Source organism: Pseudomonas frigoris, assembly GCF_047758635.1.
In the GTDB taxonomy this organism is placed as follows: Bacteria; Pseudomonadota; Gammaproteobacteria; order Pseudomonadales; family Pseudomonadaceae; genus Aquipseudomonas; species Aquipseudomonas frigoris.
The window spans coordinates 5,917,145-5,939,452 of record NZ_CP180479.1 but is presented as its reverse complement, the minus strand read 5'-3'; the positions used below and the strand labels follow the sequence as shown (position 1 = coordinate 5,939,452).

Below are 22,308 nucleotides of genomic sequence, written 5' to 3'. Positions count from 1 at the left end.
GCTGTGTGAAAGGCCTGACGGACGCTCAGCTGTGGGTGTCGGACGCCAGCCGCTGAGACATGAAATGCAGCGTGGGAAACAGCAGCGCCCACAGTAATCCGATGCCGATCAGTGTCGGCGATTGCCCGAAGGGAAATTGCACCCCGGCCAATTGTCCTCCCGCGTAATACGACAGCGGCCCACCGACGGCGCCCAGTAGGCTGCCGAGCCACCAGGGATTGGCGGTCCATTGCAGGCAATGGCGCAAAGTGGTTGCCAGCAACGCCCACAACAGCATCAGCCACGGCGGAATCAGCGGCGCGACATCGTTGAAGTCGAACACCCCAAGCCAGCGCAACGAACTGTCGACCGTCGTTCCCAGCAGCACCACGCTGAGGATCAGTCGGCCTTCATCGGCCCCGCGACTTATCCACAACAGATGAATCACCAGCACCGCCAACGCCACCAGCAACCACAGACCACTGCCTCCGATCACGCAGGCAAACCAGCCGATCTGAAATAGCGCGGCATTTGCCAATCGTTCAAGCATCGAATCGGCCGAGCAGCGGCGCCGGCATTGCGGCGGGTTTGGCCAGTAGCAATTGCGCCGTGCCGATGGTGCGTTCCAGGAAACCACCTTCGCAGTAGCACAGATAAAATTCCCACAGCCGCAGGAAATAGTCGTCGTAGCCCATTTCGCTCAAGCGACCGTGGGCGCGGCGAAAATTCTCATGCCACAGGCGCAAGGTTTGGGCGTAGTGCAGGCCGAAATCCTCCATGTGCAGCAGGTTCATGTCGGTGTCACGGCTGACAATCTCCAGCATTTTCTGCACGCAGGGCAGGGCGCCGCCGGGGAAGATGTAACGCTGGATGAAATCGACATTGCTCTTGGCTTGTTCGTAGCGCTGCTCGCGGATGGTGATCGCTTGCAACAGCATCAAACCGTTGCTCTTGAGCAGATGCGCGCATTGCTTGAAGTAGGTCGGCAGGAAGCGATGACCAACCGCCTCGATCATCTCGATCGACACCAGTTTGTCGTACTGCCCGCTCAGGTCGCGATAATCGGACAGCAGCAGTGTGACCTGGTCCTGCAAACCCAGGGCTTCGATCCGTTGCGCGGTGTAGGCGTACTGCTTTTTCGACAGCGTGGTGGTGGTGACTTTGCAGCCGTAATTCTGGGCGGCGTAAAGCGCCATGCTGCCCCAGCCAGTGCCGATTTCCAGCAGGTGATCGCTGGGTTGCAGCGCGAGTTTCTGGCAGATACGTTCGAGCTTGTTCAGTTGCGCCTGTTCCAGGGTGTCTTCAGGGGTGAGGAACTGCGCGGCGGAATACATCATGGTCGGGTCGAGAAACTGCTCGAACAAGTCATTGCCGAGGTCGTAATGTGCAGCGATGTTTTTCTGCGAGCCCTTGCGCGTGTTGCGATTGAGCCAGTGCAGGCTCTGCACGAACGGGCGGCTCAGTTTTGCCAGTCCACCTTCCAGCGCATCCAGCACGTCAAGGTTGCTGACGAAGACACGCACCACTGCCGTCAAATCCGGCGAACTCCAGTAACCGTGGATAAACGCTTCGCCCGCGCCAATCGAGCCGTTACTCGCCACCAGTCCCCAGACCGCGGCGTCGAGGATATGGATTTCGCCCACGGGATGGCTGCCGGCGGTACCGAAGACGTGCCGTTCGCCGTCTTCGAAGACCACCAGTTGCCCGTGTTTGAGCTGCGCCATCTGCCGCAACACACCACGGCGCAGCAACGATCCGGTCAGGCTGTTGGTACTTAACAGGCTGGTTTTGGCCGAGACACTAGAGGATTTCATGGCGGCGATCCTTGGGGGGAACAATGGTGGTCTGAAATCTGCCATCGGCAGCCGGATGAGCAAATATCGGTGTGCGTTTCAGTAACAAGCGCACGGCCTGCCAATAAATCGCCAGACAGGTTTTCGCGGTCATCCACGGAAAGCGCCGCAAGTAACGGTGCAGGCTGCCGCGGGTGAGGGCTTCGCGGTGCAGGTTGAGCGTGGCGTCGAACAGTTTCAGTTCGCCTTGCCAGTCCGCCATGTGCACGCCGAGTTTTTGCGCGGCGGGGCTGAAGCTCATGCGGTACTCAATATCGCGCGGCAGAAATGGCGACACATGAAACGCCTTGGCCACGGCGAAATGCTGGTGGAAGTCCTGCACGTTCGTCGGTGCCTTGGCCGGCAACACGTAGTGGTAACGCTCGCGCCACGGCGTATTGGTGACTTCGCAGAGAATCGCCGCCAGTTGGCCGTCGGCCTCATGGCAGTAGAAAAAACTCACCGGGTTGAACGACAGGCCCCAACTGCGGGCCTGGGTCAGGAGGCAGATCGAGCCGTGTGGCACATGGCCGATTACCTCGGCGACTTGCTGGCGTACCGCGTCGATCAAACGCATGCCACTGCCAGTGAAGGCTTTCAAGTAATCGGTTTCGCGAAACGAAAACGGCGCGAAACGGCTGGTGCCCGACAGCGGCGACAAGCCAAGCACCGCGTCCTGTTCATCGAGGTCCAGGTACAGCAGACCGATCCGGTAACGGAATTCATGGCGCCGCGGGGCAAACCGCCGATGGGCGATCCAGCCGCTATAAAGGGCGCTGTTCACAACACTTCTCCCAGCGAGCGAGCAACCCGCAGCGCACTGACCACACCGTCTTCATGGAAACCACTGGCCCAATAAGCGCCGCAAAACCAGGTGTGGTGCGCGCCGTCCAATTCATCCCAACGCGCTTGTGCGGCGACGGCAGCCAGGCTGTATTGCGGATGGGCGTAGGTGAATTTGGCCAGCACTTTGTTCGGGGTGATGCCGGCGCTCTGATTGAGGCTGACGCAAAACGTGGTGTCGCTCTGGATGCCTTGCAGAATGTTCATGTCGTAAGTGACGGCGGCCAGCGTGTGACCGGGGCCACCGAGGCGATAATTCCAGCTTGCCCAGGCAAGTTTTCGCACCGGTAGCAAGCGCGTGTCGGTGTGCAACACCACTTCGTTGTCGGCGTAAGGCAGGGCACCGAGGATCGACTGTTCGGCGCTGCTCGGTTTGGCCAGCAGTTTGAGGGCCTGATCGCTGTGGCAGGCGAACACCACTTTGTCGAAACGCTCGCTGCCGGCGGCACTGTGGATAACGACGCCGTCTTCATCGCGTTCAACGCGGGTCACCGGGCAATTGAGGCGGATCTTGCCTTTAAAAGACGCGGTCAGAGGTGCGACATAAGCGCTTGAGCCACCCTCGATCACACTCCATTGCGGACGATTGCTGACGGACAGCAAGCCGTGATTCTTGAAAAACCGGATGAAGAACTGCAACGGGAAACCGAGCATGTCGGCCATGGACATCGACCAGATCGCCGCGCCCATCGGCACGATGTAATGCAGGATAAAGCGCTCGCCGTAACCGCCGGCCTTCAGGTATTGATCGAGGGTGGTGTCGGCGGCGATCCGTTGTTCTTCGAGGTCGCGCTGGGCTTCTTTGTTGAAGCGCAGGATGTCCCGCAACATGCCCCAGAACCCTGGCGACATCAGGTTGCGACGTTGGGCGAACAGGCTGTTGAGGTTGTTGCCGTTGTACTCAAGGCCCGAGTCCGGGTCGGTGACCGAGAAACTCATCTCGGTGGGTTTGAAGCCCACGCCGAGCTGGCCCAGCAGGCGAATGAAATTCGGGTAGGTCCAGTCGTTGAACACAATAAAACCAGTGTCCACTGCATAGCGCTGGCCATCGACAGTTACGTCCACCGTGTGGGTGTGACCGCCGACCCAGTCGCTGGCCTCGAACAGAGTGATCTCGTGCCTGCGATTGAGCAGGTAGGCGCTGGTCAGCCCCGAGATCCCGCTGCCGATGATGGCGATGTTCAAGGGACATCCTTGATCGGCGGACTGCTGCGCACCATGCGCTTGCCGATGGCCAGTTTCACGCCGTTGGGCATTTTTGACAGCGGCCAGAGCGCGGCCATGAACAGTCCGGGAAACGCGATCTCCAGTGGGCGTTTTTTGAGTTTGGCGAAGATGTGCTGCGCAGCTTTATCCACAGGCCAACTGAGCGGCATCGGGAAATCGTTCTTCGCCGTCAACGGTGTCTCGACAAACCCCGGGCTGACCACGGTGACTTCAATGCCTTCCGGCGCCAGATCAATGCGCAACGATTCGAACAAGTAGCGCAGCCCGGCCTTTGACGCACCATAAGCTTCGGCGCGGGGTAGCGGCAAATACGTCACCGAACTGGCGACGCCCACCAAGTGCGGCGCGGTACCCTTGCGCAGCAGCGGTAAGGCCACCTCGATGCAGTACGCGCTGGCGAGCAAATTGGTGCGCACCACATGCTCGACAATCGACGAATCGAATTGCTGAACGTCGACGTATTCGCAGGTGCCTGCGTTGAGAATCACCGTGTCCAGGGATCCCCAGTCTTCGGCAATTTGCGCGCCGATTTCGCGGACTGTCTGGCTGTTGGTCAAGTCACCGGGCACCACCAGCACTTGCCCCGGATAACGCAGGGACAAGACTTTCAGCACTGCCGCCGAGCGTGAACTGACGGCGACGTGGGCGCCGGTTTTCAGTATTTCTTCGGCCAGCGAGGCGCCAATGCCGCTGCTGGCGCCGGTTAACCAGTATCGCCGTGGTGGTGTAAAACTCATCCCATTCTCCTTTTCAGCCAGGCAATCGCTCGACCCAATACGGGTACATGTTCGTAAAGCAGCGCCCCGGCATCGAAGTAATCCCGATGGCGATAAACCTTATCGCGCCAAAGCAGGTGCGAGCAGCCATCGACCCGAATCAACTGACCGCCCGCCAGACGCGGATGGCGATAACTCATGACCCAGCGCAAATAGCCCTCGCCTTCGCTGATCTGGTCTAAGCCATGAAAGTCGAAGTGCAGATCGCTGACGTTGGCGTAGAGCTCGGCGAAGTAGCTGCGCATTTGCACCAGGCCCTGAACTTCGTGCAGAGGATCGGTGAAGTGCACGTCGTGGGTGTAGAGCTGATCTAGGCGTAGCAGGTTGTCCTTGTCCAAGGCTGCAAACTGTTGGGCAAAACGGCGCAGGAAATCACTCATCGTGTCCTCCGGCCTGTTGTCTTGATGGCAGGTTCTTGAACGCGGCCAGCGCCCGTTGGCGCGAGGTGCTTAGGTTGACGATTGGCGACGGATAATCTGCCACGCCGAACAACCCACCAAGGTTGGCCGGGTTGTGCACGTCCTTTTTGTTCAGCCCGGCCAGTTCCGGCAGCCAGTGCTTGATGAACACGCCTTCGCTGTCGAATTTTTCCGACTGGCTCAACGGATTGAAAATCCGGAAGTAGGGCGCCGAGTCGGTGCCAGTAGACGAGCTCCACTGCCAGCCACCGTTGTTCGCCGCGAGGTCGCCGTCGATCAGGTGCCGCATGAAAAAGCGCTCGCCTTCACGCCAGTCAATCAGCAGGTTTTTGGTCAGGAACATCGCCACGACCATGCGCAGTCGGTTGTGCATCCAACCGGTTTCGAGCAATTGGCGCATGGCCGCGTCGATGATCGGCAGGCCGGTGCGGGCTTCTTGCCACGCCAGCAGTTCTTCCGGGGCGTCGCGCCAGGCCAGGGCTTCGGTTTCCGGGCGGAAAGCACGGTGACGCGAGACCCGTGGGTAGCCCACCAGAATGTGTTTGTAGAACTCGCGCCACAGCAGTTCGTTGATCCAGGTCACCGCGCCGACCTTGCCGCTTTCGAACTCCCCTTGATTGCTTTGCAGGGCAGCGTGCAGGCATTGGCGAGGGGAAATCACCCCGGCGGCAAGATAAGCCGAGAGCTGACTGGTACCCGGTTTGGCCGGGAAGTCTCGCTCGTTTTTGTAATAGTCAATCTGGGCGTCGGCGAAGGTGTCGAGACGGCGCCGGGCTTCGGCTTCACCGGCAGGCCAGAGTGTGCGCAGGCTGAGGATCGGCGTTTTGAAACCTTCAACGCTTGATGGGATTTTGTCGCTGCCGATAGCAAGTGGCACCTGAACCGCGGGTGCGACGACCAGCCCTGGTAACGACGCGCGCAGACGGTCGTAGCAGGCTTTGCGGAACTGGCTGAAGACTTGAAAGTAAGTGCCGGTCTTGGTTAGCACGCTGCCCGGTTTGAACAGCAGTTGATCGAGGTAGCTATAGAAGTCGATGCCATGGGCCTTGAGCGATTCGCCCACGGCGTCATCACGACGGCTTTCATGAATGCCGTATTCCTCGTTGACGTGCACCGCGTCGATCTTCAATTGCTGACACAGTTCAAGCAGCACCTTCGGCGCTTCATCCCAGCGTGATGACGTGCGGATCAGCAAAGGAATATTCAGTTCGCCCAGCGTACGGCTCAACTCGCCAAGATTGCGCAACCAGAAATCCACTTTGCACGGCGCATCGTCGTGCTCCAGCCATTGGTCCGGGCTCAGCAGGTACACCGCTACCGTCGGACCGCGAGCAGCGGCCGCCGAAAGGGCGGTGTTGTCATGTAGGCGCAAGTCGCTGCGCAACCAGATCAATTGCATGGTGGTGTCCGTACGTTTCATTAAATCAGTCCACGCTGAACCAGGTCCTGATGGACGATTAGCGGGTCTTCGGCCAAGAACAAATCAGCGATCTCAGTAGTTTTTACGGACAACTCGGCGTGGTGGATGCATACCGTTGGTCCGGCAATCATTTTTGGGCAACTGACACCATTCAAAAGTTTCGGTAGCTGTGAAAGGTTCATGGCTTTGCTGGAATACAGCAGTACGCCGCGGGCTTGCAGATGATCGATCGCCAGCGCGAGTTCGCCGGCGGGGAGTGGCCAGTCGAACACTTCCACCGGGCAATCGGCGCTGCTGATCAACCAGGCGGTCAGCCATAGGTGAGGTTCCAGTGGCAGGTCCGAGTGATTGATCAACAACAGTGGCGCGGTGCGTAACTGACGGTTGTTATGGTAGATGCGTGCGCCAAATTTGCTGCGTAACCAGGAGTAAAAAAACACCCGCTCCATCTGCGCGCCGAACTGTCCTTGCCAGCGTTGTTCCAGTTCAGCCAGCAGCGGCATCAGCAGTTGTGCGCACAAGGTCCTTGGTGGATACAGCGCCATGGCCTGATTGACGGTGTCGTCGAGAGTGCGCTCGTTCAGTTGAGTGACCGCCTGCAGCAGCGTATGGCGCAGCACTTGCCAATCGTTTTCGACGGATTCGGTAAAGGCCTGGGGGGTGTCGAGTAGTTGCTTGACCTGGCTGACGGCCACGCCGCGGTTGAGCCAGGTGAGGATCGTCAGGATGCGTTGAACGTGTTCGGCAGAAAACAGCCGATGCCCCTTGGGCGTGCGTTGCGGCACGATCAGGCCATAACGCCGTTCCCAAGCCCGAAGGGTGACGGCGTTGACGCCGGTCTGCCGCGCGACCTCACGGATCGGCAGCCAGCCTTCGTCGAGGGCTTTCTTGAAGTCGGCGCCGAGGTCTTCGCTGGCGCTGGTGTCGAGTGGGCTTTTCATTGGATTGTCATTAGATCGCGTTTCGCAGACTGAGATTTTCCGGATGCGGTTGCAGGTAAACCTGTTGCGCAATGTACGGATCCGGATGTTGGCGAAAGTAGTGTTTGAGCAGCGTCAACGGCACCACTAACGGCACGATGCCGTGGCGGTATTGCCCGATGACGTGCTGCACTTCCTGTTTGTCTTCAGGGCTGATTGCCTGTTTGAGATAGCCACTGATGTGTTGCAGGACGTTGGTGTGGCTGCGGCGTGTGGCGCATTTTTTCAAGGCCGTCATCAGCTCGCTGAAATAGCGTGGGCCGAGTTCGTTCGGGTCGGTCTGGCCCATGTTGCCCAGCAGGGTGCCCAGGGTTTTGTATTGCACCGGGTTGTGGGCCATCAGCAGGTATTTGTAGCGCGAGTGAAAGTCCGTGAGGCCACGGCGAGTCAGGCCTTCACGCAACAACTGCTGCCAGGCGCTGTAGGCGAACACGCGGGTGAGGAAGTTTTCTCGCAGCACCGGGTCGTTGAGCCGGCCGTCTTCTTCCACCGGTAAATCCGGATGCAGCGCGCAGAACGTCTTGGCGTAGATGCCACGGCCACCTCCGTCCACTGGCGCGCCGTTGGCGTGGTAGACCTTGACCCGATCCAGGCCGCATGACGGGGATTTCTGCATGAAGATGTAGCCGCAGAGGTCGACCAGTTCTGCGGCCATTTTCTGACCGTATTCGGCCAGTGGCCGGGTGACATTGAGTGTTGTGTTAACGGTGCCGACGGCTTCGGGATGTTGTGGATCACCCACCAGACGGATCGGTTCACGGGGAATGCCGAGGCCAATGGCGACTTCGGGGCAAACCGGGACAAAATCGAAATAGTCAGTGAGGGTGCGACTGCACAGCCGCGATTCCTTGTGCCCGCCGTTAAAACGCACTTCTGCGCCCATCAGGCAGGCGCTGATGGCGATCTTCGGTTTCACGGTGATGTGGGGCATCGGAGCACCTCGAATCTAAACCTGTACAGACTGTTCGGTCTGTACAACATAACTTCATCATAGATTCAAAGGTGTACAAGTCAAACTATTTGTATAGGTTTTACCGTCGGCCTCCTACCGGATTGATGCGGTTCACTGCAGATGCGCATGCAAGCGGCGGGCGGCTTCCTGGCCGCTGAGCCAGGCGCCTTCGACACGACCGGACAAGCACCAGTCGCCACACACATAGAGGCCCAGATCGGCATCGGCCAGTGCTCCCCATTCATGGCTGCTGGCGGGCCGGGCGTAAAGCCAGCGGTGGGCGAGGCTGAAGGTCGGGGCGGGCATGGCGTCGTGCAGCAGCTCGGCAAATGCGCCGTGCAATTGCTCGATCACCGCTTCCTTGGACAGGTCGATATGTTGCCGGCTCCAGGCACTGGTCGCATGCAGCACCCATGTGTCGAGGGTGTTGTCGCGTCCGGGCTTGCTGCGGTTGCGGGCCAGCCAGTCGAGCGGGCTGTCCTGTACGAAGCAGCCTTCCATGGGCGTATCCAGCGGAGTCTCGAACGCCAGCGCGACAGCCCAGGTCGGGTCCATTTTCACCCCGGCGGCGGCGCCGGCGAGTTTCGGCGCGGAGGCCAGCAGTGCAGTCGCCTGAGGCGCCGGCGTGGCAATAATCACATGACTGAACGGGCCGTGGGTGAAGCCTTCGGCGTCCTGCAGATGCCAGTGTTCTTCGCCGCGATAGACCTCGGTAATACGGCAGGCGAAATGCACTTCCAGGTCGCCGAGCAGGCCACGGGTGATGGCGCTCATGCGCGGCGTGCCGACCCAGCGCGTCTGTTCGTCCGGCGACAGGTTGAGCTGGCCACCGTGATAGGTGTAGAGCTGCGGCATCCATTCGGCGACCCAGCCGTTGCCTTGCCAGCGCTGGACTTCAGTGACGAAGCGGCGATCGCGGGCAGTGAAATATTGCGCGCCCATGTCCAGAGCCCCCGCATCGCTGCGCTTGCTTGACATGCGTCCGCCACTGCCGCGGCTTTTATCGAAAAGTTGAACGACATGCCCGACCTCTGTCAGGGCCTGGGCGGCGGAGAGCCCGGCGATGCCGGTGCCGATGATTGCGATAGGTACAGTCATAGGGGCCTCGTTTACCTTTCTGTACAGACTACGCCGTGGTTTAAACCTGTACAATATTGTTTTTTGGTATAACTTTTAGCGTTCTCGTTCTGACAGCTTGGCCTATTGTTAATCACAGAGCCTGCCCGATAACAAAGATCCCTGCTTATAAAAATAGACTAGTGATCAGGGTTAAACGCCACGCGAGGAAGTAGTCATGCACATATTGCTGACCGGCGGTACTGGTTTGATAGGACGTCAGCTCTGCGGACTCTGGTTGAGTCAGGGGCATCGCCTGACAGTCTGGAGTCGCAAGCCTGAAAAAGTTGCGAAAATCTGCGGTGCCCAAGTGCGCGGAGTGGCCCGCCTCGAGGACATCGGCCAGGAGCCGGTGGATGCGATTATCAATCTGGCAGGCGCACCGATTGCCGATCGGCCTTGGACAACCAGACGCAAAGCGCTGTTGTGGAGTAGCCGCATCACCCTGACCGAAACCCTGCTGGCCTGGCTCGAAACCCGTGAGCAAAAACCGCAGGTGTTGATTTCGGGGTCTGCGGTCGGTTGGTACGGTGACGGGGGCGAGCGGGAATTGACCGAGAAATCTCCACCGGTCATCGATGATTTTGCCAGCCAGTTGTGCATCGCCTGGGAAGAAACCGCCCAGCGTGCCGAAGGCTTGGGCCTTCGCGTGATCTTCATTCGTACCGGGCTGGTGTTGTCGGCCGAGGGCGGCTTTTTGTCGCGGCTGTTGCTACCGTTCAAAGTGGGGCTGGGCGGGCCTATCGGCAATGGCCGGCAGTGGATGCCGTGGATCCATATCAACGATCAAATCGCCCTGATTGATTTTCTTCTGCATCAGGAAGACACCAGTGGTCCTTATAATGCCTGCGCGCCCAAACCGGTGCGCAACCGCGAGTTCGCCAAGACATTGGGTAGTGTGCTGCACCGCCCGACGTTCATGCCCATGCCGGCCTTGGCGTTAAAGGTGTGTCTGGGCGAGTTGTCATTGTTATTGCTGGGCGGCCAGAAGGCCGTACCGGCTCGCTTGCTGGACGCGGGTTTCACTTTCCAGTTCACTGATTTGCGCGCGGCTCTGGACGACCTTTCCAGCCGCCTTTGAAATAGGACGTCGCATGACCGATCACGCATTGCTTCTGGTCAATCTGGGCTCACCAGCCTCCACCTCGGTGGCGGATGTGCGCAGTTACCTCAATCAATTTCTGATGGACCCGTATGTGATCGACCTGCCATGGCCGGTGCGACGTTTGCTGGTGTCGCTGATCCTGTTCAAGCGCCCGGAGCAGTCTGCCCACGCCTACGCCTCGATCTGGTGGGAAGAGGGCTCGCCGTTGGTGGTGCTCAGCCGTCGCCTGCAACGGGCCATGACTGCCCAGTGGACCCACGGTCCGGTGGAACTGGCGATGCGTTACGGTGAGCCGTCGATGGAGTCGGTGCTGGTGCGCATGGCAGGGCAGGGGGTCAAACGTATTACGTTGGCGCCTCTGTACCCGCAGTTCGCTGACAGCACCGTGACCACGGTGATCGAAGAAGCCAAACGGGTCGTGCGGGAGAAGAATCTTGACCTGCAGTTTTCGATTCTCCAGCCGTTTTACGATCAGCCGGAATACCTCGATGCGCTGGTGGCCAGCGCCAAGCCGCATCTGGCGCAGGAGCACGATCACCTGTTGCTAAGCTTTCACGGATTGCCAGAGCGGCACCTGACCAAGATCGACCCTACCGGTCACCATTGCTTCAAAAGCGATAATTGCTGCCTGAACGCTTCGCCAGAAGTATTGGTGACCTGCTACCGCGCCCAATGCCTGCGCACGGCGTCCGAGTTTGCCAAGCGGCTGGGGCTGCCGGACGGCAAGTGGTCGGTGTCGTTCCAGTCGCGTCTGGGTCGAGCGAAATGGATCGAACCCTACACCGAAGCGCGCCTCGATGAGTTGGCTGGAATGGGCGTGAAGAAGGTACTGGTGATGTGCCCGGCGTTCGTTGCCGATTGCATCGAGACCCTGGAAGAGATCGGTGATCGCGGGCGGGAGCAGTTCCGCGAGGCGGGGGGAGAGGAGTTGGTGCTGGTGCCGTGTCTTAACGACGATCCGCAGTGGGCGCGGGCGTTGAGCACCTTGTGTGAAAGAGCCCCGTTGGCCCTTTAAAAGCATCGTCGGATCGCCGCCCGGAGCCAGCTCGCTCCCACATTTGATCTTTGTGCTCACTGAAGATCCAGTGTGGGAGCGAGCTGGCTCGCGATGGCTATCTCACTGCAATAAAGACCTTAAGTCTTCAAAGCAACTGATCATTCGCCTTCTTGTGCTTCCAGCTGTCATTACCCGGCAGCAACAGGTTCAGCGCAATCGCCGTCACGGCGCACAGCGCGATGCCTTTGAGGCCGAAGTCGTCCGGCCCTGTGCCGGTGCCGACCAGTACGCCGCCAATCCCGAACACCAGGGTCACCGAGACAATCACCAGATTGCGCGCTTCGCCCAGGTCGATCTTGTGGCGAATCAGCGTGTTCATGCCCACCGCCGCGATCGAACCGAACAACAGGCACAGAATACCGCCCATCACCGGCACCGGAATGCTTTGCAGCAGCGCGCCGAACTTGCCGATGAACGCCAGGCTGATGGCGAAAATCGCCGCCCAGGTCATGATCTGCGGGTTGTAGTTTTTGGTCAGCATCACCGCGCCCGTCACTTCGGCATAGGTGGTGTTGGGTGGGCCGCCAAACAGGCCGGCTGCGGTGGTGGCAATGCCATCGCCGAGCAGGGTGCGGTGCAGGCCGGGTTTCTTCAGGTAATCGCGACCGGTCACGCTACCGACGGCGATCACGCCACCGATGTGCTCGATGGCCGGGGCCAGGGCCACCGGAACGATGAACAGAATCGCCTGCCAGTTGAATTCCGGCGCGGTGAAGTGCGGGATCGCAAACCACGGTGCGGCGGCAATTTTCGCGGTATCAACGACGCCGAAGTAGAACGCCATCGCAAAACCCACCAGCACGCCCGAGATGATCGGTACCAGGCGGAAGATGCCTTTACCGAACACTGCGACGATCAGGGTGGTCAGCAGCGCTGGCATCGAGATCAGCATGGCCGTCTGATAATGAATCAGTTCGGTGCCGTCGCCGGCCTTGCCCATCGCCATGTTGGCGGCGATTGGCGCCATGGCCAGGCCGATGGAGATGATCACCGGGCCAATCACCACCGGTGGCAGCAGACGGTCAATGAAACCGGTGCCTTTGATCTTCACCGCAAGGCCGAGGAAGGTGTAGACGAAACCGGCCGCCATCACGCCGCCCATGGTCGCCGCGAGGCCGAACTGGCCCTTGGCGAGAATGATCGGGGTGATGAAGGCAAAGCTCGACGCCAGGAACACCGGCACCTGACGCCCGGTGACGATCTGGAACAGAATCGTCCCCAGGCCTGCGGTGAACAGCGCCACGTTCGGGTCGAGGCCGGTAATCAGCGGCATCAACACCAGGGCGCCGAAGGCCACGAACAGCATCTGCGCACCCGACAGCACTGTGCGCCAGAGCGGATCGTTGAACTCTTGCTGCATGCTCAAGCGTCCTTCTGCTTGGTGCCGAAGATCTTGTCACCGGCATCGCCCAGGCCTGGAATGATGTAACCGTGTTCGTTGAGTTTTTCGTCAATGGAGGCGGTGTAGATGGTCACGTCCGGGTGAGCCTTGCCTACGGCGGCGATGCCTTCAGGGGCAGCCACCAGCACCATCGCGCGGATATCCCGGCAACCGGCCTTTTTCAGCAGGTCGATGGTAGCGACCATGGAGCTGCCGGTGGCGAGCATCGGGTCGATGATCATCGCCAGGCGTTCATTGATTTCCGGAACCAGTTTTTCCAGATAGGTGTGGGCCTGCAGGGTCTGTTCGTTGCGGGCCACGCCGACGGCGCTGACTTTGGCGCCCGGGATCAGGCTCAGCACGCCTTCGAGCATGCCAATACCGGCGCGCAGGATCGGTACTACAGTAATTTTCTTGCCGGCGATTTTCTCGACCGACACAGTGCCGGCCCAGCCTTGGATATCGTAGGTTTCCAGCGGCAGGTCTTTGGTGGCTTCATAGGTCAGCAGGGCACCGACTTCCTGAGCGAGCTCACGGAAATTCTTTGTGCTGATGTCGGCGCGGCGCATAAGGCCAAGTTTATGACGGATCAGCGGATGGCGGATCTCGAGGATGGGCATGGGAAAGGCTCCGGCGGCGGGCAAAAAAACCGGCCTAGATTAATCTATCCGAGGGTGTTGTCCTATAGACATACAGTACGTTAGTCCACAAACGCTTGATCTGGCCTCGCTTGATGCGTACCTTTGCCCGCTTTTCCTGAATCCGCCACCCCCCTGGAGAGCGCCATGTCCGCTGATCTCGAGCATATCCGTCAAATCATGCGAGAGGCTGACTGCCTGTACACCGAAGCTGAAGTCGAGGCGGCCATCGCCCGCGTCGGTGCACAAATCAACGATCAACTGGCGGATTCCAACCCGGTGGTGTTCTGTGTGATGAACGGCGGGCTGATTTTCTCTGGCAAGCTGCTGACCTATCTGAACTTCCCGCTGGAAGCGTCCTACCTGCACGCCACTCGTTATCGCAACGAAACCAGCGGCGGCGATCTGTTCTGGAAAGCCAAGCCGGAAGTGTCGTTCATCGACCGTGACGTGCTGATCATCGACGACATCCTCGACGAAGGTCACACCCTGGGCGCGATCATCGACTTCTGCAAACACGCCGGTGCCCGCGCTGTGCACACCGCCGTGCTGATCGACAAGGACCACGACCGCAAGGCTCGCCCGGACCTGAAAGCCGATTTCGTCGGCCTGCCATGCATCGACCGTTACATCTTCGGTTACGGCATGGACTACAAGGGCTACTGGCGTAACGCCAACGGGATTTTTGCCGTTAAAGGCATGTAATCCCCGGCGCCAATCCCCTTGTGGGAGCGGGCTTGCTCGCGAAAGCGGTCTGACTGACACATTGATGTTGGATGTGCAGCCGCCTTCGCGAGCAAGCCCGCTCCCACAGGGATCTGTATTCACAGATTCATATTCGTATGCCCATGCTAGAGTGCTCGGCCCCGCCCTCCGGAGCCTGTCATGAGCCTTTTGATCCGCAGCTGCGCCGCCCTGTTGCTGACCGTCAGCCTGCCTCTGGCTGCCGCCCCGGCGCCGATGCACGCGCAGTTCCTGCCCCCCGATGACCTGACCCTGCGTGACGCGGAGCCCGAGCAACAACAGCTGTTGCAGGTTACCGAGTACTCGGTGGTGGTCGGCAGCCAGCGCCAGTCCAACCAGCAGCCGATTCCGGTGACCTCACCATTGCTGATCCGTCTCAAGGGCAAATCCTTGAACAAGGGCGCGACCATCAACCAGGTGCTGGTCAATTTCGATGGCGAAAGCAAAAGCCTGAAAAAGCCGATCTTTGACGAAAAGAGCAAAACCCTGACGCTGTTTTACCCGATGGCCCAGTACCGGGTGGTGATCGACTTGTTGCGCAATGACACGGTGTATTGCCAGTTCCTCAGCTACGCCAACGGCCATATCTGGGCCGATCTGCACACGGGCGCTGTTCGTCCGCGTTGAGCCCGGTGGCAAGGGAGGGGTAAACTGCCCGCCCCGTGAAATGTCTGCGAGCTGGAGTCGGCAATGCGTAAAGATAAGAAGCAAGTGATTGGTGACGAGATCGGCGATGAGCAGATCAAGCTGTTCCTCGATTTCGAACCGGTCGACGCCACGTCGCCGTCGCTGCACAAACTGATCAAGGCCTATCGCGGCCTGCGCATCGATGACTTCGAGCGTTTTCTGACGTTCTTCGTCGAAGCCGGTCTGGATCTGGACGGCAAGGATGAGCACGGCAATGACTTCGTCGCCCTGATCAAGGATCAGCGCAACGCGGCCGAGTACATCGAACTGATCGAAAAGGCTCGCGGTTAAGATCAACAGATCGCAGCCTCGCTACGCTCGACAGCTCCTACAAATGGTTCGCTCATACCTGTAGGAGCTGTCGAGCGTAGCGAGGCTGCGATCTTTTGAGCGGCACAAAAAAACGCCCCGCTCTCAATGAGAACGGGGCGTTTTTTATGCGGCCGAATCAAGCGTAGCTTTCGGTCTCGTTGCTGGCTTCAACCAGTTCCAGCGCGACGTTGTTCTGCACATTGATCTTGCGATACAGCGCAGCGTCGGTTTCCAGAACCTTTTCCCGAGCCGGGAAGATTTCCGCCAACTTGGCAGCCCATTCACCGGAAGCTTTGTTCGGGAAGCATTTCTCGATCAGTTCCAGCATGATCGAAACAGTCACCGACGCACCTGGCGAAGCGCCGAGCAGGGCAGCAAGGGTACCGTCCTTGGCCGCGACCAGTTCGGTACCGAACTGCAGAACGCCGCCCTTTTTCGGGTCTTTCTTGATGATCTGCACCCGTTGGCCGGCCACTTCCAGGCGCCAGTCTTCGGCTTTCGCTTCAGGGTAGAAGCGACGCAGGGAATCCAGGCGCTGCTCCATCGACTGCATCACTTCGCTGACCAGGTACTTGGTCAGGTCCATGTTGTTTTTCGCCACGGCCAGCATCGGGCCGATGTTGCCGGCGCGAACCGACATCGGCAGGTCCATGAAGGAGCCGTGCTTGAGGAACTTGGTGGTGAAACCGGCGTAAGGTCCGAACAGCAGGGACTTCTTGCCATCGACGACGCGGGTGTCCAGGTGCGGCACCGACATCGGAGGCGAACCCACGGCCGCCTGGCTGTAAACCTTGGCCTGGTGGTGTTTGACCACTTCCGGGTTGTCGCAACGCAGCCACTGGCCACTGATCGGGAAGCCGCCGAAGCCTTTACTTTCTTCGATGCCCGAAGCTTGCAGCAGCGGCAGTGCCGCGCCACCGGCGCCGAGGAACACGAATTTCGCGTCGACGTCACGGGAATTACCGCTGTTGACGTCCTTGATGCTGACGGTCCAGCCGCTGCCGTTACGCTTGAGGCCGGTCACGCGCTTGCAGTACTTGACCTGGGCATCGGGTGCGCTGGTCAGGTGCTTGAGCAGTTGATTGGTCAGGGCGCCGAAGTTGACGTCGGTGCCGTTCATGACGCGGGTGGCGGCGACGACTTCGTCGGCCGGCCGGCCAGGCATCATCAGCGGCATCCACTCGGCCATGGTGGCCTTGTCTTCGGTGTATTCCATGTCCGAGAAGGCGTGGTGCTTGCTCAGCGTCTTGAAGCGTTCCTTGAGGAAGGAAACGCCATCGTCGTTCTGGACGAAGCTCAGGTGTGGCACCGGGCTGATGAACGTCTTGCACGAGCCGAAGGTGCTTTTCTTGGTCAGATAGGACCAGAACTGCTTCGACACCTCGAACTGGGTGTTGATGTGCACGGCTTTCTTGATGTCGACGGTGCCGTCGGCGGCCTGCGGCGTGTAGTTGAGCTCACACAGCCCGGCGTGACCGGTACCGGCGTTGTTCCACGGGTTCGAACTCTCCGCGGCACCGGAATCCATCAGCTCGACGACTTCCAGCTTGATCGCGGGGTCGAGCTCTTTGAGCAGTACAGCGAGGGTGGCACTCATGATGCCGGCCCCAACCAGTACTACGTCGACTGCTTCGTTATGCGCCATTTAACGCGTCTCCAAAATCTGCAGCACCAAATTGTCGGCATGGCTGCCAGGCGTTCAGGGGCGTGTCAGTGATGCCCCAGGTATCCATGGCAGTATCGCCATGTCCGAATCTTCGCAATTTTTCGCAACTTCGACGGACGCTACCGGCCGGGTCTAAAAGAGTTACATGAACTCACTTCAACGCGCGGCTGGCAATTCGACTTATGGTCGATACATCCGTTTGTGCAACCAAATCCGTAGAGGACAGGCTTCAGGCTCCGGTGTTCGAGGCGTACTCGGTCCTGTGTCGTTGGGCTGTTTCAGACGCTAATGGTGCATATTCAGACGCAAAACTATTCATTTGCTCGCCACACTCTTGTGAAGTTGTGAAAACCCGTTTTTTTCACGCTCTTTTGAAGACGTGAACCTCAAAAAAGGGCTGCCCCAGCCTGGCACCGTGCCCGGATGGATTGCCGCCATGGGATACATGACAGGCAAAACGGGCAAACAGCTCAGTGACCGAGCGTAATGACAGCTCTGCAGATTCGCGAAAAGTGGGGGTTTTGCTCAAGGAACAGCAAGCGCGCCAGCTTCACTCGATCTGTGTGGGCGGCTCTCTGTGGGCGGTGCGGGGTGTCAATACAAGCGCATTGACGATGCTGCGAGGCCCGATCAGGAGACGTCCTTATAATCGGGGGGAGATTGTAGCGAAGAAACGCAGGGAAATGGTCGTGTTTAATGACTTTTATTAGGTGCTCGGTCAGGTGGTCCACAGGTGTTGAGCCCGCGCACGTGGCTGGCGCTGGTTGACACGGGCGCTAGGGGGCAGGGGATGGTGCAGCCAGTTGAGACGGATTTCTTCGATTTCGACCCAGCCATCGCCCATCGGCTGGAGGCTGCACTGTTTGAATGCCTGGCAGTGGCCGTTGCGGTCGAGCAGGGCGAAGCAGCGATGCAGAGGGCGAGGGTTGAACAGCGAGATGAGATAGCGCATGGCGAAGTACCTTGTAGGTGACTGCTATGAAGATAGCTAGCAAACCGTGACGTGCAAGTGTATGGGCGGTGACATCTATGTGACAGGAACCCGCTTCCCAAGGGTTTGTCAGACATTTCAGTAATCACTGAAGGGCTCTAGTTAGCCGCAGTGGCGCACCGCTATACTGCGGGCCTGTTTGTGCCTGATTCTGGAGAGAAGAGCATGTTGCAACGCCTGTTGTTCGGTTTGATCACTGTGACCAGTTTGACCCTGGTTGGCTGCGCCCACAGCCCGCAACAACTGAATCCGGAACCCAAGCTGACGACTCAGCTGGCACCGGTCGGCCATGGTCAGCCGGTGGTGGTGCGTGTGGTGGACGGTCGTCCGTCGCCGACTTTGGGCACCCGTGGTGGCCTGTACCCTGAAACCAGCGCGATCACCGTGCAGGGCGCGCAAATTCTGCCGAAGTTGCAGGCTCAGGCCGAAGCAGCCGTGCGGTTATTGGGCTTCACCCCAACCTCCAATGCGCTGAATGCTCCGCAGTTGACCGTGACCCTGGCCGAGCTGAAGTATCAGTCGCCTAAAGAAGGCATGTATGTGACTGAGGCCACCATTGGCGCGACGTTCCGCTCCGATGTGCAAAATTCCAATCGTCGTTACAGCGGTCGTTACGGTGCGTCCCTGGATCAGCGTTTTGGTATGGCGCCGAATCAGGAAACCAATACCAAGCTGGTCAGCGATGTGTTGAGCGATGCGTTGACGCGTCTGTTCAAGGATCCGACGATTGGTCAGATTCTCGGCGAATAAACGTTCGCTGGATTCAAAAAAGCCCGGTGCCAGCAATGGCCCCGGGCTTTTTCATGTCTGTCAATTTCCCACGGACCTGCACTGAACAACTGTGGGAGCGGGCTTGCTCGCGAAGGCGGAGTGTCAGTCAACATCAATGCAGCTGACACACCGCCTTCGCGAGCAAGCCCACTCCCACAAGGGTTCAGCGGTGTCAGGCGGCCTGCGAATAAAAATCCAGAACACTCACGCCCGTCAGCAAATCCGTCTCCGGCAAATCCGCATGCTGATGCCCACCCAATGCGCAATACACCAACCAGTGGCGGTCCTGAACGTTGAAGGCGAGGCTGCCAACGAGGTTTTGTTGTTCGTCGCTTTGGGCAATAAGGTAGAGGCGATCCTGGTTTTCGGCGTGCAGCATGACGGTTTCCGTGTCGGTTTCGAGGGGCGCCAGACTGGCGTGTTCAGATGACGGCGCCGTGACACAGGACAGGAATCGGTCAAATGGTTCGTTATTTGTCGGAAAGCAAGGGCAGGAGGGGAGGCTTTCGGTAGAATTCGCGCCGCGGTCGTCGGTTCGGCGTCTGCCACCTGTTTTGCTGAGGTCCGTGATGTCGTTGCATTTGATTTCGCTATTTACCAACCATCCCGCCAAGTTGATCAACCTGTTGGCCTTGTTGTTTGCCTTCCCGGGCGGATGGTTGCTGCATGCCACTCGTCGCCGCGAACAGCGCGCGTTGGCCACTCTCGAAGCGCAAAGCCAGAGCCGTCGTATCGATGAACCGATGTTGATGCTGGACGGCGCGACCTTGCGCATGAACCGGTTTTTCTATCGTTTCGGTTTTGCCTGCCTGGGGTTGGCGCTGCTGGTGTCGTGGATCAGCACTCGGGTTTGAATCGCTAAAAAGCAAAAGATCGCTTCAAAAAAACCTTACAGCGGCAAACCTGCTTTCACACGGTACTGATTGCGCACCGGCGTCGCGTATTGCAGGACCATGAACGGACGATGCTCCTCAGGGCACGCGTCCAGACGCTGTTGCCATTGCTCCTGAGCCTTGGCCAGTTCGTCGGCCGCAAACACTTCAGAGGCTTTCGGCACCTGCAATTGCGGGTCGGCGTCTTTCCACTGGGCGTAGGCCAGGTAGTGCACCGGGAACAGGCGGTAGCCGCCGAGGATCTGCCGGTCCATCTCGATCGCCAATTGCTTGGTGTCGTCGAACAGCTCGGTGATCGGCGAGGCGAAGTTCACATGCACCCGGCCCTTGTAGCCGGTGATGCCCTTGGCGATGCTCACATCGTCCTCGCCCGGCACTTTGGTGTAGCTGCCGGTGGTGGCGCGGATGAACAGCTCGCGCGCCTTGGCTTGATCGCACGGGTCATATTCGTAGCTGATCGACACCGGGGTGACGTTCAGCGAACGAATGACTTCGCCGAACGGCTCGTCCTTGCGGCTCATGTGGAACATCTTGAGGATGGCCGACTCGGTGCGGTCGTCGCCGTCCTTGGCCCGGCCTTCGGCCTGGGCGATCCAGATCGAGGCGCAATCCTTGCGGATCGAGTGGTTGATGTAGGCCGACAGCAGCTGATACGCCGCCATCTTCTCGCGGCGACCGGTGATCGAACGGTGCACGATAAAGCTCTTGTTCAGGCGCATCAGATCGCTGACGAAGGGCTTTTGCAGCAGGTTGTCGCCGATCGCGATACGCGGTGTCGGCAGGCCGGCGTGGTACACGGCGTAGTTGACGAAGGCCGGGTCCATCACGATGTCGCGGTGGTTGGCAATGAACAGGTAGGCGCTGCCGGACTTGAACTGTTCGACGCCGGTGTACGTCACCCCGTCCGTGGCTCGCTCGATGGTGTGGTCGACGTACATCTCGACTTTATCCTGCAACGTGGCCACCGACGTGACGTCAGCGAACTCACGGCGCAGCCGATGAGCTATAAGAGGTTTGAGCATCCAGCCGAAAGCACCGGCAAAACGCGGGAAGCGGAAGTGGATGAGGATATCTAGAAACGCCTTGTCGCCGAGCAGCCGGTCCAGCACTGCCGGGACTTCGCTGTCATTGTAAGGTCGGATGGCATCGAATTCGCCCATCATGCTCTCTTGTTAGAAACGGCTAGGGTAAGTAAAGGTTTTGATCGAAAACCAACGGGGCACGGTTTGAAAAGTTAGCCAGACAAAAATAGCCCTGCAAATAGACCGGCGATTATACGCACAAGTCACCTGGGAGACCGCGATGCTGGAAACCGAGCGCTACGAATGTCCGTATTGTGGTGAAGAGGCTGAGGCCGTTCTGGACTTGTCCGGTGGCGATCAGACCTATATCGAAGACTGTCCGGTGTGTTGTCGCCCCATCACGTTTGTTCTGCAGACTGACGGTCACGAATGGTTGCTCGAAGTTCACAGCGAAAACGAATGAAAGGGGCACCCCATGCAGCGAATCTACGAGCCGGAAAACCTCATGGAAGGTGAGTTGCTGCAAAGCATGTTGGCCAGCGAGGGCATCGAAGCGCATCTGGTGGGGCGCGATTTGCTCGGTGGCAGCGGCGAATTGCCGATCTTTGGCCTGCTGGGCCTGTCAGTCGATAACGACGAGGCCGAGTACGCCCGGGAGTTGATCACCGCGTACAATGCCGCGCTGCCACTGCCAGGCGATGAACCGGAAAGTTTTCCCGGCACGCTGGTCTGTTAGGCTGACGTTCGTTTTATCAAGAGTCGTGTTGCCCCATGTGTGGACGTTATGCCCTGTTTCGCTGGAACCCCGCCTTCGCGGCCCTGCCTGGTTTCCCCGCCGATCAGCAGGCCCAGTGGAATATTTCTCCCAACGATTCGGTGTTGATGCTGCGCGCGGGTGTTGACGGTCAGCGTGAGTTGGCCCGAGCGCGCTGGGGGTTGACGCCGCCGTGGCTGACCGATTTGTCCCGTACGCCAGCCCATGCCCGGGCCGAAACCGTTGCCGAACAACCGATGTTTCGCCAGGCCCTGCGCGAACGCCGTTGCTTGCTGCCGGCCAATGGTTTTTACGAATGGCGCGGCACGACCCGCAAGCGACCGTACTGGCTGACACCGGGGGAGGGCTCGACGCTGTTCTTTGCGGCGATTTGGGAAGCGTATCCAGTGCAGGAGCAGGTGTGGTTGAGTACAGCGGTGATCACGCAGCCGGCGGCGAGTCAGCGCCGGCCGTTGATTCTCGATGCGGCGGGGCAGGAGGCGTGGCTCAATCCAGAGACGCCGTTGCATGCCTTGCAAGCGTTGCTCGCCAGTGAACCCGCGGCGTTGCGCGAGCGGGTGTTGGCGAATCTGGTGAATGATCCGAAGCTTAATGGGCCGGAGTGTCTTACCCCCGGCTGATTGGGCGCTTGTACCGCCGCCATCGCGAGCAAGCTCGCTCCCACATTTGACTTTTAGTGTTCACAAATAATGTGTTCACAGGGAGTCCCTTGTGGGAGCGGG

26 protein-coding genes are annotated in these 22,308 nt (G+C 59.2%); 10 read left to right on the top strand and 16 right to left on the bottom strand.

Annotation, left to right across the window (positions count from 1 at the left end):
- Positions 1-25 precede the first annotated feature (25 nt).
- The 10 genes from ACMXYH_RS27355 to ACMXYH_RS27310 all read right to left on the bottom strand — a co-directional run bounded on the left by ACMXYH_RS27355 (position 26) and on the right by ACMXYH_RS27310 (position 9,526).
- Entirely contained in the window at positions 26-529 is a 504-nt protein-coding gene (locus ACMXYH_RS27355) for a DUF2878 domain-containing protein (RefSeq protein WP_415765516.1), read from the bottom strand.
- Positions 522-1,793 carry an SAM-dependent methyltransferase gene (locus ACMXYH_RS27350; protein ID WP_129441282.1) on the bottom strand — a complete coding sequence of 424 codons (1,272 nt, stop codon included), beginning with the start codon at positions 1,791-1,793 and terminating at the stop codon, positions 522-524. The genes ACMXYH_RS27355 and ACMXYH_RS27350 overlap by 8 nt, the downstream gene beginning before the upstream one ends.
- Positions 1,780-2,595 carry a DUF1365 domain-containing protein gene (locus ACMXYH_RS27345; RefSeq protein ID WP_046053441.1) on the bottom strand — a complete coding sequence of 272 codons (816 nt, stop codon included), beginning with the start codon at positions 2,593-2,595 and terminating at the stop codon, positions 1,780-1,782. Before ACMXYH_RS27345 ends, ACMXYH_RS27350 begins: the two co-directional genes overlap by 14 nt.
- The gene (locus ACMXYH_RS27340) at positions 2,592-3,839 is read right to left on the bottom strand and encodes an NAD(P)/FAD-dependent oxidoreductase (protein ID WP_149628886.1); all 1,248 of its coding nucleotides are present in this window, start codon (positions 3,837-3,839) and stop codon (positions 2,592-2,594) included. Before ACMXYH_RS27340 ends, ACMXYH_RS27345 begins: the two co-directional genes overlap by 4 nt.
- Positions 3,836-4,618: an SDR family NAD(P)-dependent oxidoreductase gene (locus ACMXYH_RS27335; RefSeq protein ID WP_129441286.1), complete on the bottom strand. Its 783-nt coding sequence runs from the start codon at positions 4,616-4,618 to the stop codon at positions 3,836-3,838. The genes ACMXYH_RS27340 and ACMXYH_RS27335 overlap by 4 nt, the downstream gene beginning before the upstream one ends.
- Entirely contained in the window at positions 4,615-5,037 is a 423-nt protein-coding gene (locus tag ACMXYH_RS27330) for a nuclear transport factor 2 family protein (protein WP_129441288.1), read from the bottom strand. The genes ACMXYH_RS27335 and ACMXYH_RS27330 overlap by 4 nt, the downstream gene beginning before the upstream one ends.
- A complete protein-coding gene (phrB, locus tag ACMXYH_RS27325; RefSeq protein ID WP_129445117.1) occupies positions 5,030-6,475 on the bottom strand; it encodes a deoxyribodipyrimidine photo-lyase in 1,446 nt (481 codons plus the stop codon). The genes ACMXYH_RS27330 and phrB overlap by 8 nt, the downstream gene beginning before the upstream one ends.
- A 20-nt stretch (positions 6,476-6,495) precedes the next feature.
- On the bottom strand, positions 6,496-7,437 hold the full coding sequence (locus ACMXYH_RS27320) for a MerR family transcriptional regulator (protein ID WP_415765515.1): 942 nt from the start codon (positions 7,435-7,437) through the stop codon (positions 6,496-6,498).
- Between the two features lie 10 nt (positions 7,438-7,447).
- Positions 7,448-8,407, bottom strand: a complete 960-nt coding sequence (locus ACMXYH_RS27315) for a YbgA family protein (RefSeq protein WP_129441292.1) — start codon at positions 8,405-8,407, stop codon at positions 7,448-7,450.
- Positions 8,408-8,539: 132 nt separating this feature from the next.
- Complete coding sequence (locus ACMXYH_RS27310; RefSeq protein WP_415765514.1) at positions 8,540-9,526, bottom strand: NAD(P)/FAD-dependent oxidoreductase; 987 nt, start codon at positions 9,524-9,526, stop codon at positions 8,540-8,542.
- Between the two features lie 196 nt (positions 9,527-9,722).
- Between ACMXYH_RS27310 and ACMXYH_RS27305 the strand changes: the two genes are divergently transcribed.
- Entirely contained in the window at positions 9,723-10,625 is a 903-nt protein-coding gene (locus ACMXYH_RS27305; RefSeq protein WP_415765513.1) for a TIGR01777 family oxidoreductase, read from the top strand.
- A gap of 13 nt (positions 10,626-10,638) precedes the next feature.
- Positions 10,639-11,664, top strand: coding sequence for a ferrochelatase (gene hemH / locus ACMXYH_RS27300; protein ID WP_129441298.1), 1,026 nt, complete (start codon positions 10,639-10,641; stop codon positions 11,662-11,664).
- 127 nt (positions 11,665-11,791) lie between these two features.
- Here hemH and ACMXYH_RS27295 read toward each other — a convergent pair whose 3' ends face one another.
- Positions 11,792-13,066, bottom strand: coding sequence for a uracil-xanthine permease family protein (locus ACMXYH_RS27295; RefSeq protein ID WP_415765512.1), 1,275 nt, complete (start codon positions 13,064-13,066; stop codon positions 11,792-11,794).
- 2 nt (positions 13,067-13,068) lie between these two features.
- Entirely contained in the window at positions 13,069-13,707 is a 639-nt protein-coding gene (gene upp, locus ACMXYH_RS27290) for a uracil phosphoribosyltransferase (protein WP_134418993.1), read from the bottom strand.
- A gap of 165 nt (positions 13,708-13,872) precedes the next feature.
- Between upp and ACMXYH_RS27285 the strand changes: the two genes are divergently transcribed.
- The 3 genes from ACMXYH_RS27285 to ACMXYH_RS27275 all read left to right on the top strand — a co-directional run bounded on the left by ACMXYH_RS27285 (position 13,873) and on the right by ACMXYH_RS27275 (position 15,447).
- Positions 13,873-14,430: a hypoxanthine-guanine phosphoribosyltransferase gene (locus ACMXYH_RS27285; RefSeq protein WP_047229412.1), complete on the top strand. Its 558-nt coding sequence runs from the start codon at positions 13,873-13,875 to the stop codon at positions 14,428-14,430.
- Between the two features lie 180 nt (positions 14,431-14,610).
- Entirely contained in the window at positions 14,611-15,096 is a 486-nt protein-coding gene (locus ACMXYH_RS27280) for a hypothetical protein (RefSeq protein ID WP_134418989.1), read from the top strand.
- 63 nt (positions 15,097-15,159) lie between these two features.
- Complete coding sequence (locus tag ACMXYH_RS27275) at positions 15,160-15,447, top strand: PA4642 family protein (protein ID WP_095130409.1); 288 nt, start codon at positions 15,160-15,162, stop codon at positions 15,445-15,447.
- 157 nt (positions 15,448-15,604) lie between these two features.
- On the opposite strand, the gene mqo is transcribed toward ACMXYH_RS27275, so the two are convergent.
- Complete coding sequence (gene mqo, locus ACMXYH_RS27270) at positions 15,605-17,113, bottom strand: malate dehydrogenase (quinone) (protein WP_134418987.1); 1,509 nt, start codon at positions 17,111-17,113, stop codon at positions 15,605-15,607.
- 739 nt (positions 17,114-17,852) lie between these two features.
- Entirely contained in the window at positions 17,853-18,086 is a 234-nt protein-coding gene (locus ACMXYH_RS27265; protein ID WP_129441310.1) for a hypothetical protein, read from the bottom strand.
- Positions 18,087-18,290: 204 nt separating this feature from the next.
- On the opposite strand from ACMXYH_RS27265, the gene ACMXYH_RS27260 reads away from it, so the two are divergent.
- Positions 18,291-18,875: a YajG family lipoprotein gene (locus ACMXYH_RS27260; RefSeq protein WP_415765511.1), complete on the top strand. Its 585-nt coding sequence runs from the start codon at positions 18,291-18,293 to the stop codon at positions 18,873-18,875.
- Positions 18,876-19,068: 193 nt separating this feature from the next.
- Here the strand turns inward: ACMXYH_RS27260 and ACMXYH_RS27255 are convergent, their stop codons facing one another.
- Positions 19,069-19,275 carry a hypothetical protein gene (locus tag ACMXYH_RS27255; protein ID WP_010458215.1) on the bottom strand — a complete coding sequence of 69 codons (207 nt, stop codon included), beginning with the start codon at positions 19,273-19,275 and terminating at the stop codon, positions 19,069-19,071.
- A 190-nt stretch (positions 19,276-19,465) separates the two neighbouring features.
- Here ACMXYH_RS27255 and ACMXYH_RS27250 point away from each other — a divergent pair, with 190 nt between their 5' ends.
- Entirely contained in the window at positions 19,466-19,750 is a 285-nt protein-coding gene (locus ACMXYH_RS27250; protein ID WP_415765510.1) for a hypothetical protein, read from the top strand.
- Positions 19,751-19,785: 35 nt separating this feature from the next.
- On the opposite strand, the gene ACMXYH_RS27245 is transcribed toward ACMXYH_RS27250, so the two are convergent.
- Entirely contained in the window at positions 19,786-20,949 is a 1,164-nt protein-coding gene (locus ACMXYH_RS27245) for a 1-acyl-sn-glycerol-3-phosphate acyltransferase (protein ID WP_178082665.1), read from the bottom strand.
- A gap of 142 nt (positions 20,950-21,091) precedes the next feature.
- On the opposite strand from ACMXYH_RS27245, the gene ACMXYH_RS27240 reads away from it, so the two are divergent.
- From ACMXYH_RS27240 to ACMXYH_RS27230, 3 genes are read left to right on the top strand one after another with little or no spacing between them, the layout of a single operon-like run.
- Positions 21,092-21,274: a CPXCG motif-containing cysteine-rich protein gene (locus ACMXYH_RS27240; protein ID WP_129441317.1), complete on the top strand. Its 183-nt coding sequence runs from the start codon at positions 21,092-21,094 to the stop codon at positions 21,272-21,274.
- A 12-nt stretch (positions 21,275-21,286) separates the two neighbouring features.
- A complete protein-coding gene (locus ACMXYH_RS27235; protein WP_008153386.1) occupies positions 21,287-21,547 on the top strand; it encodes a putative signal transducing protein in 261 nt (86 codons plus the stop codon).
- A 35-nt stretch (positions 21,548-21,582) separates the two neighbouring features.
- Positions 21,583-22,206 (top strand): SOS response-associated peptidase, encoded by a 624-nt coding sequence (locus ACMXYH_RS27230; RefSeq protein WP_046048287.1) that lies wholly within the window; start codon positions 21,583-21,585, stop codon positions 22,204-22,206.
- Positions 22,207-22,308 lie beyond the last annotated feature (102 nt).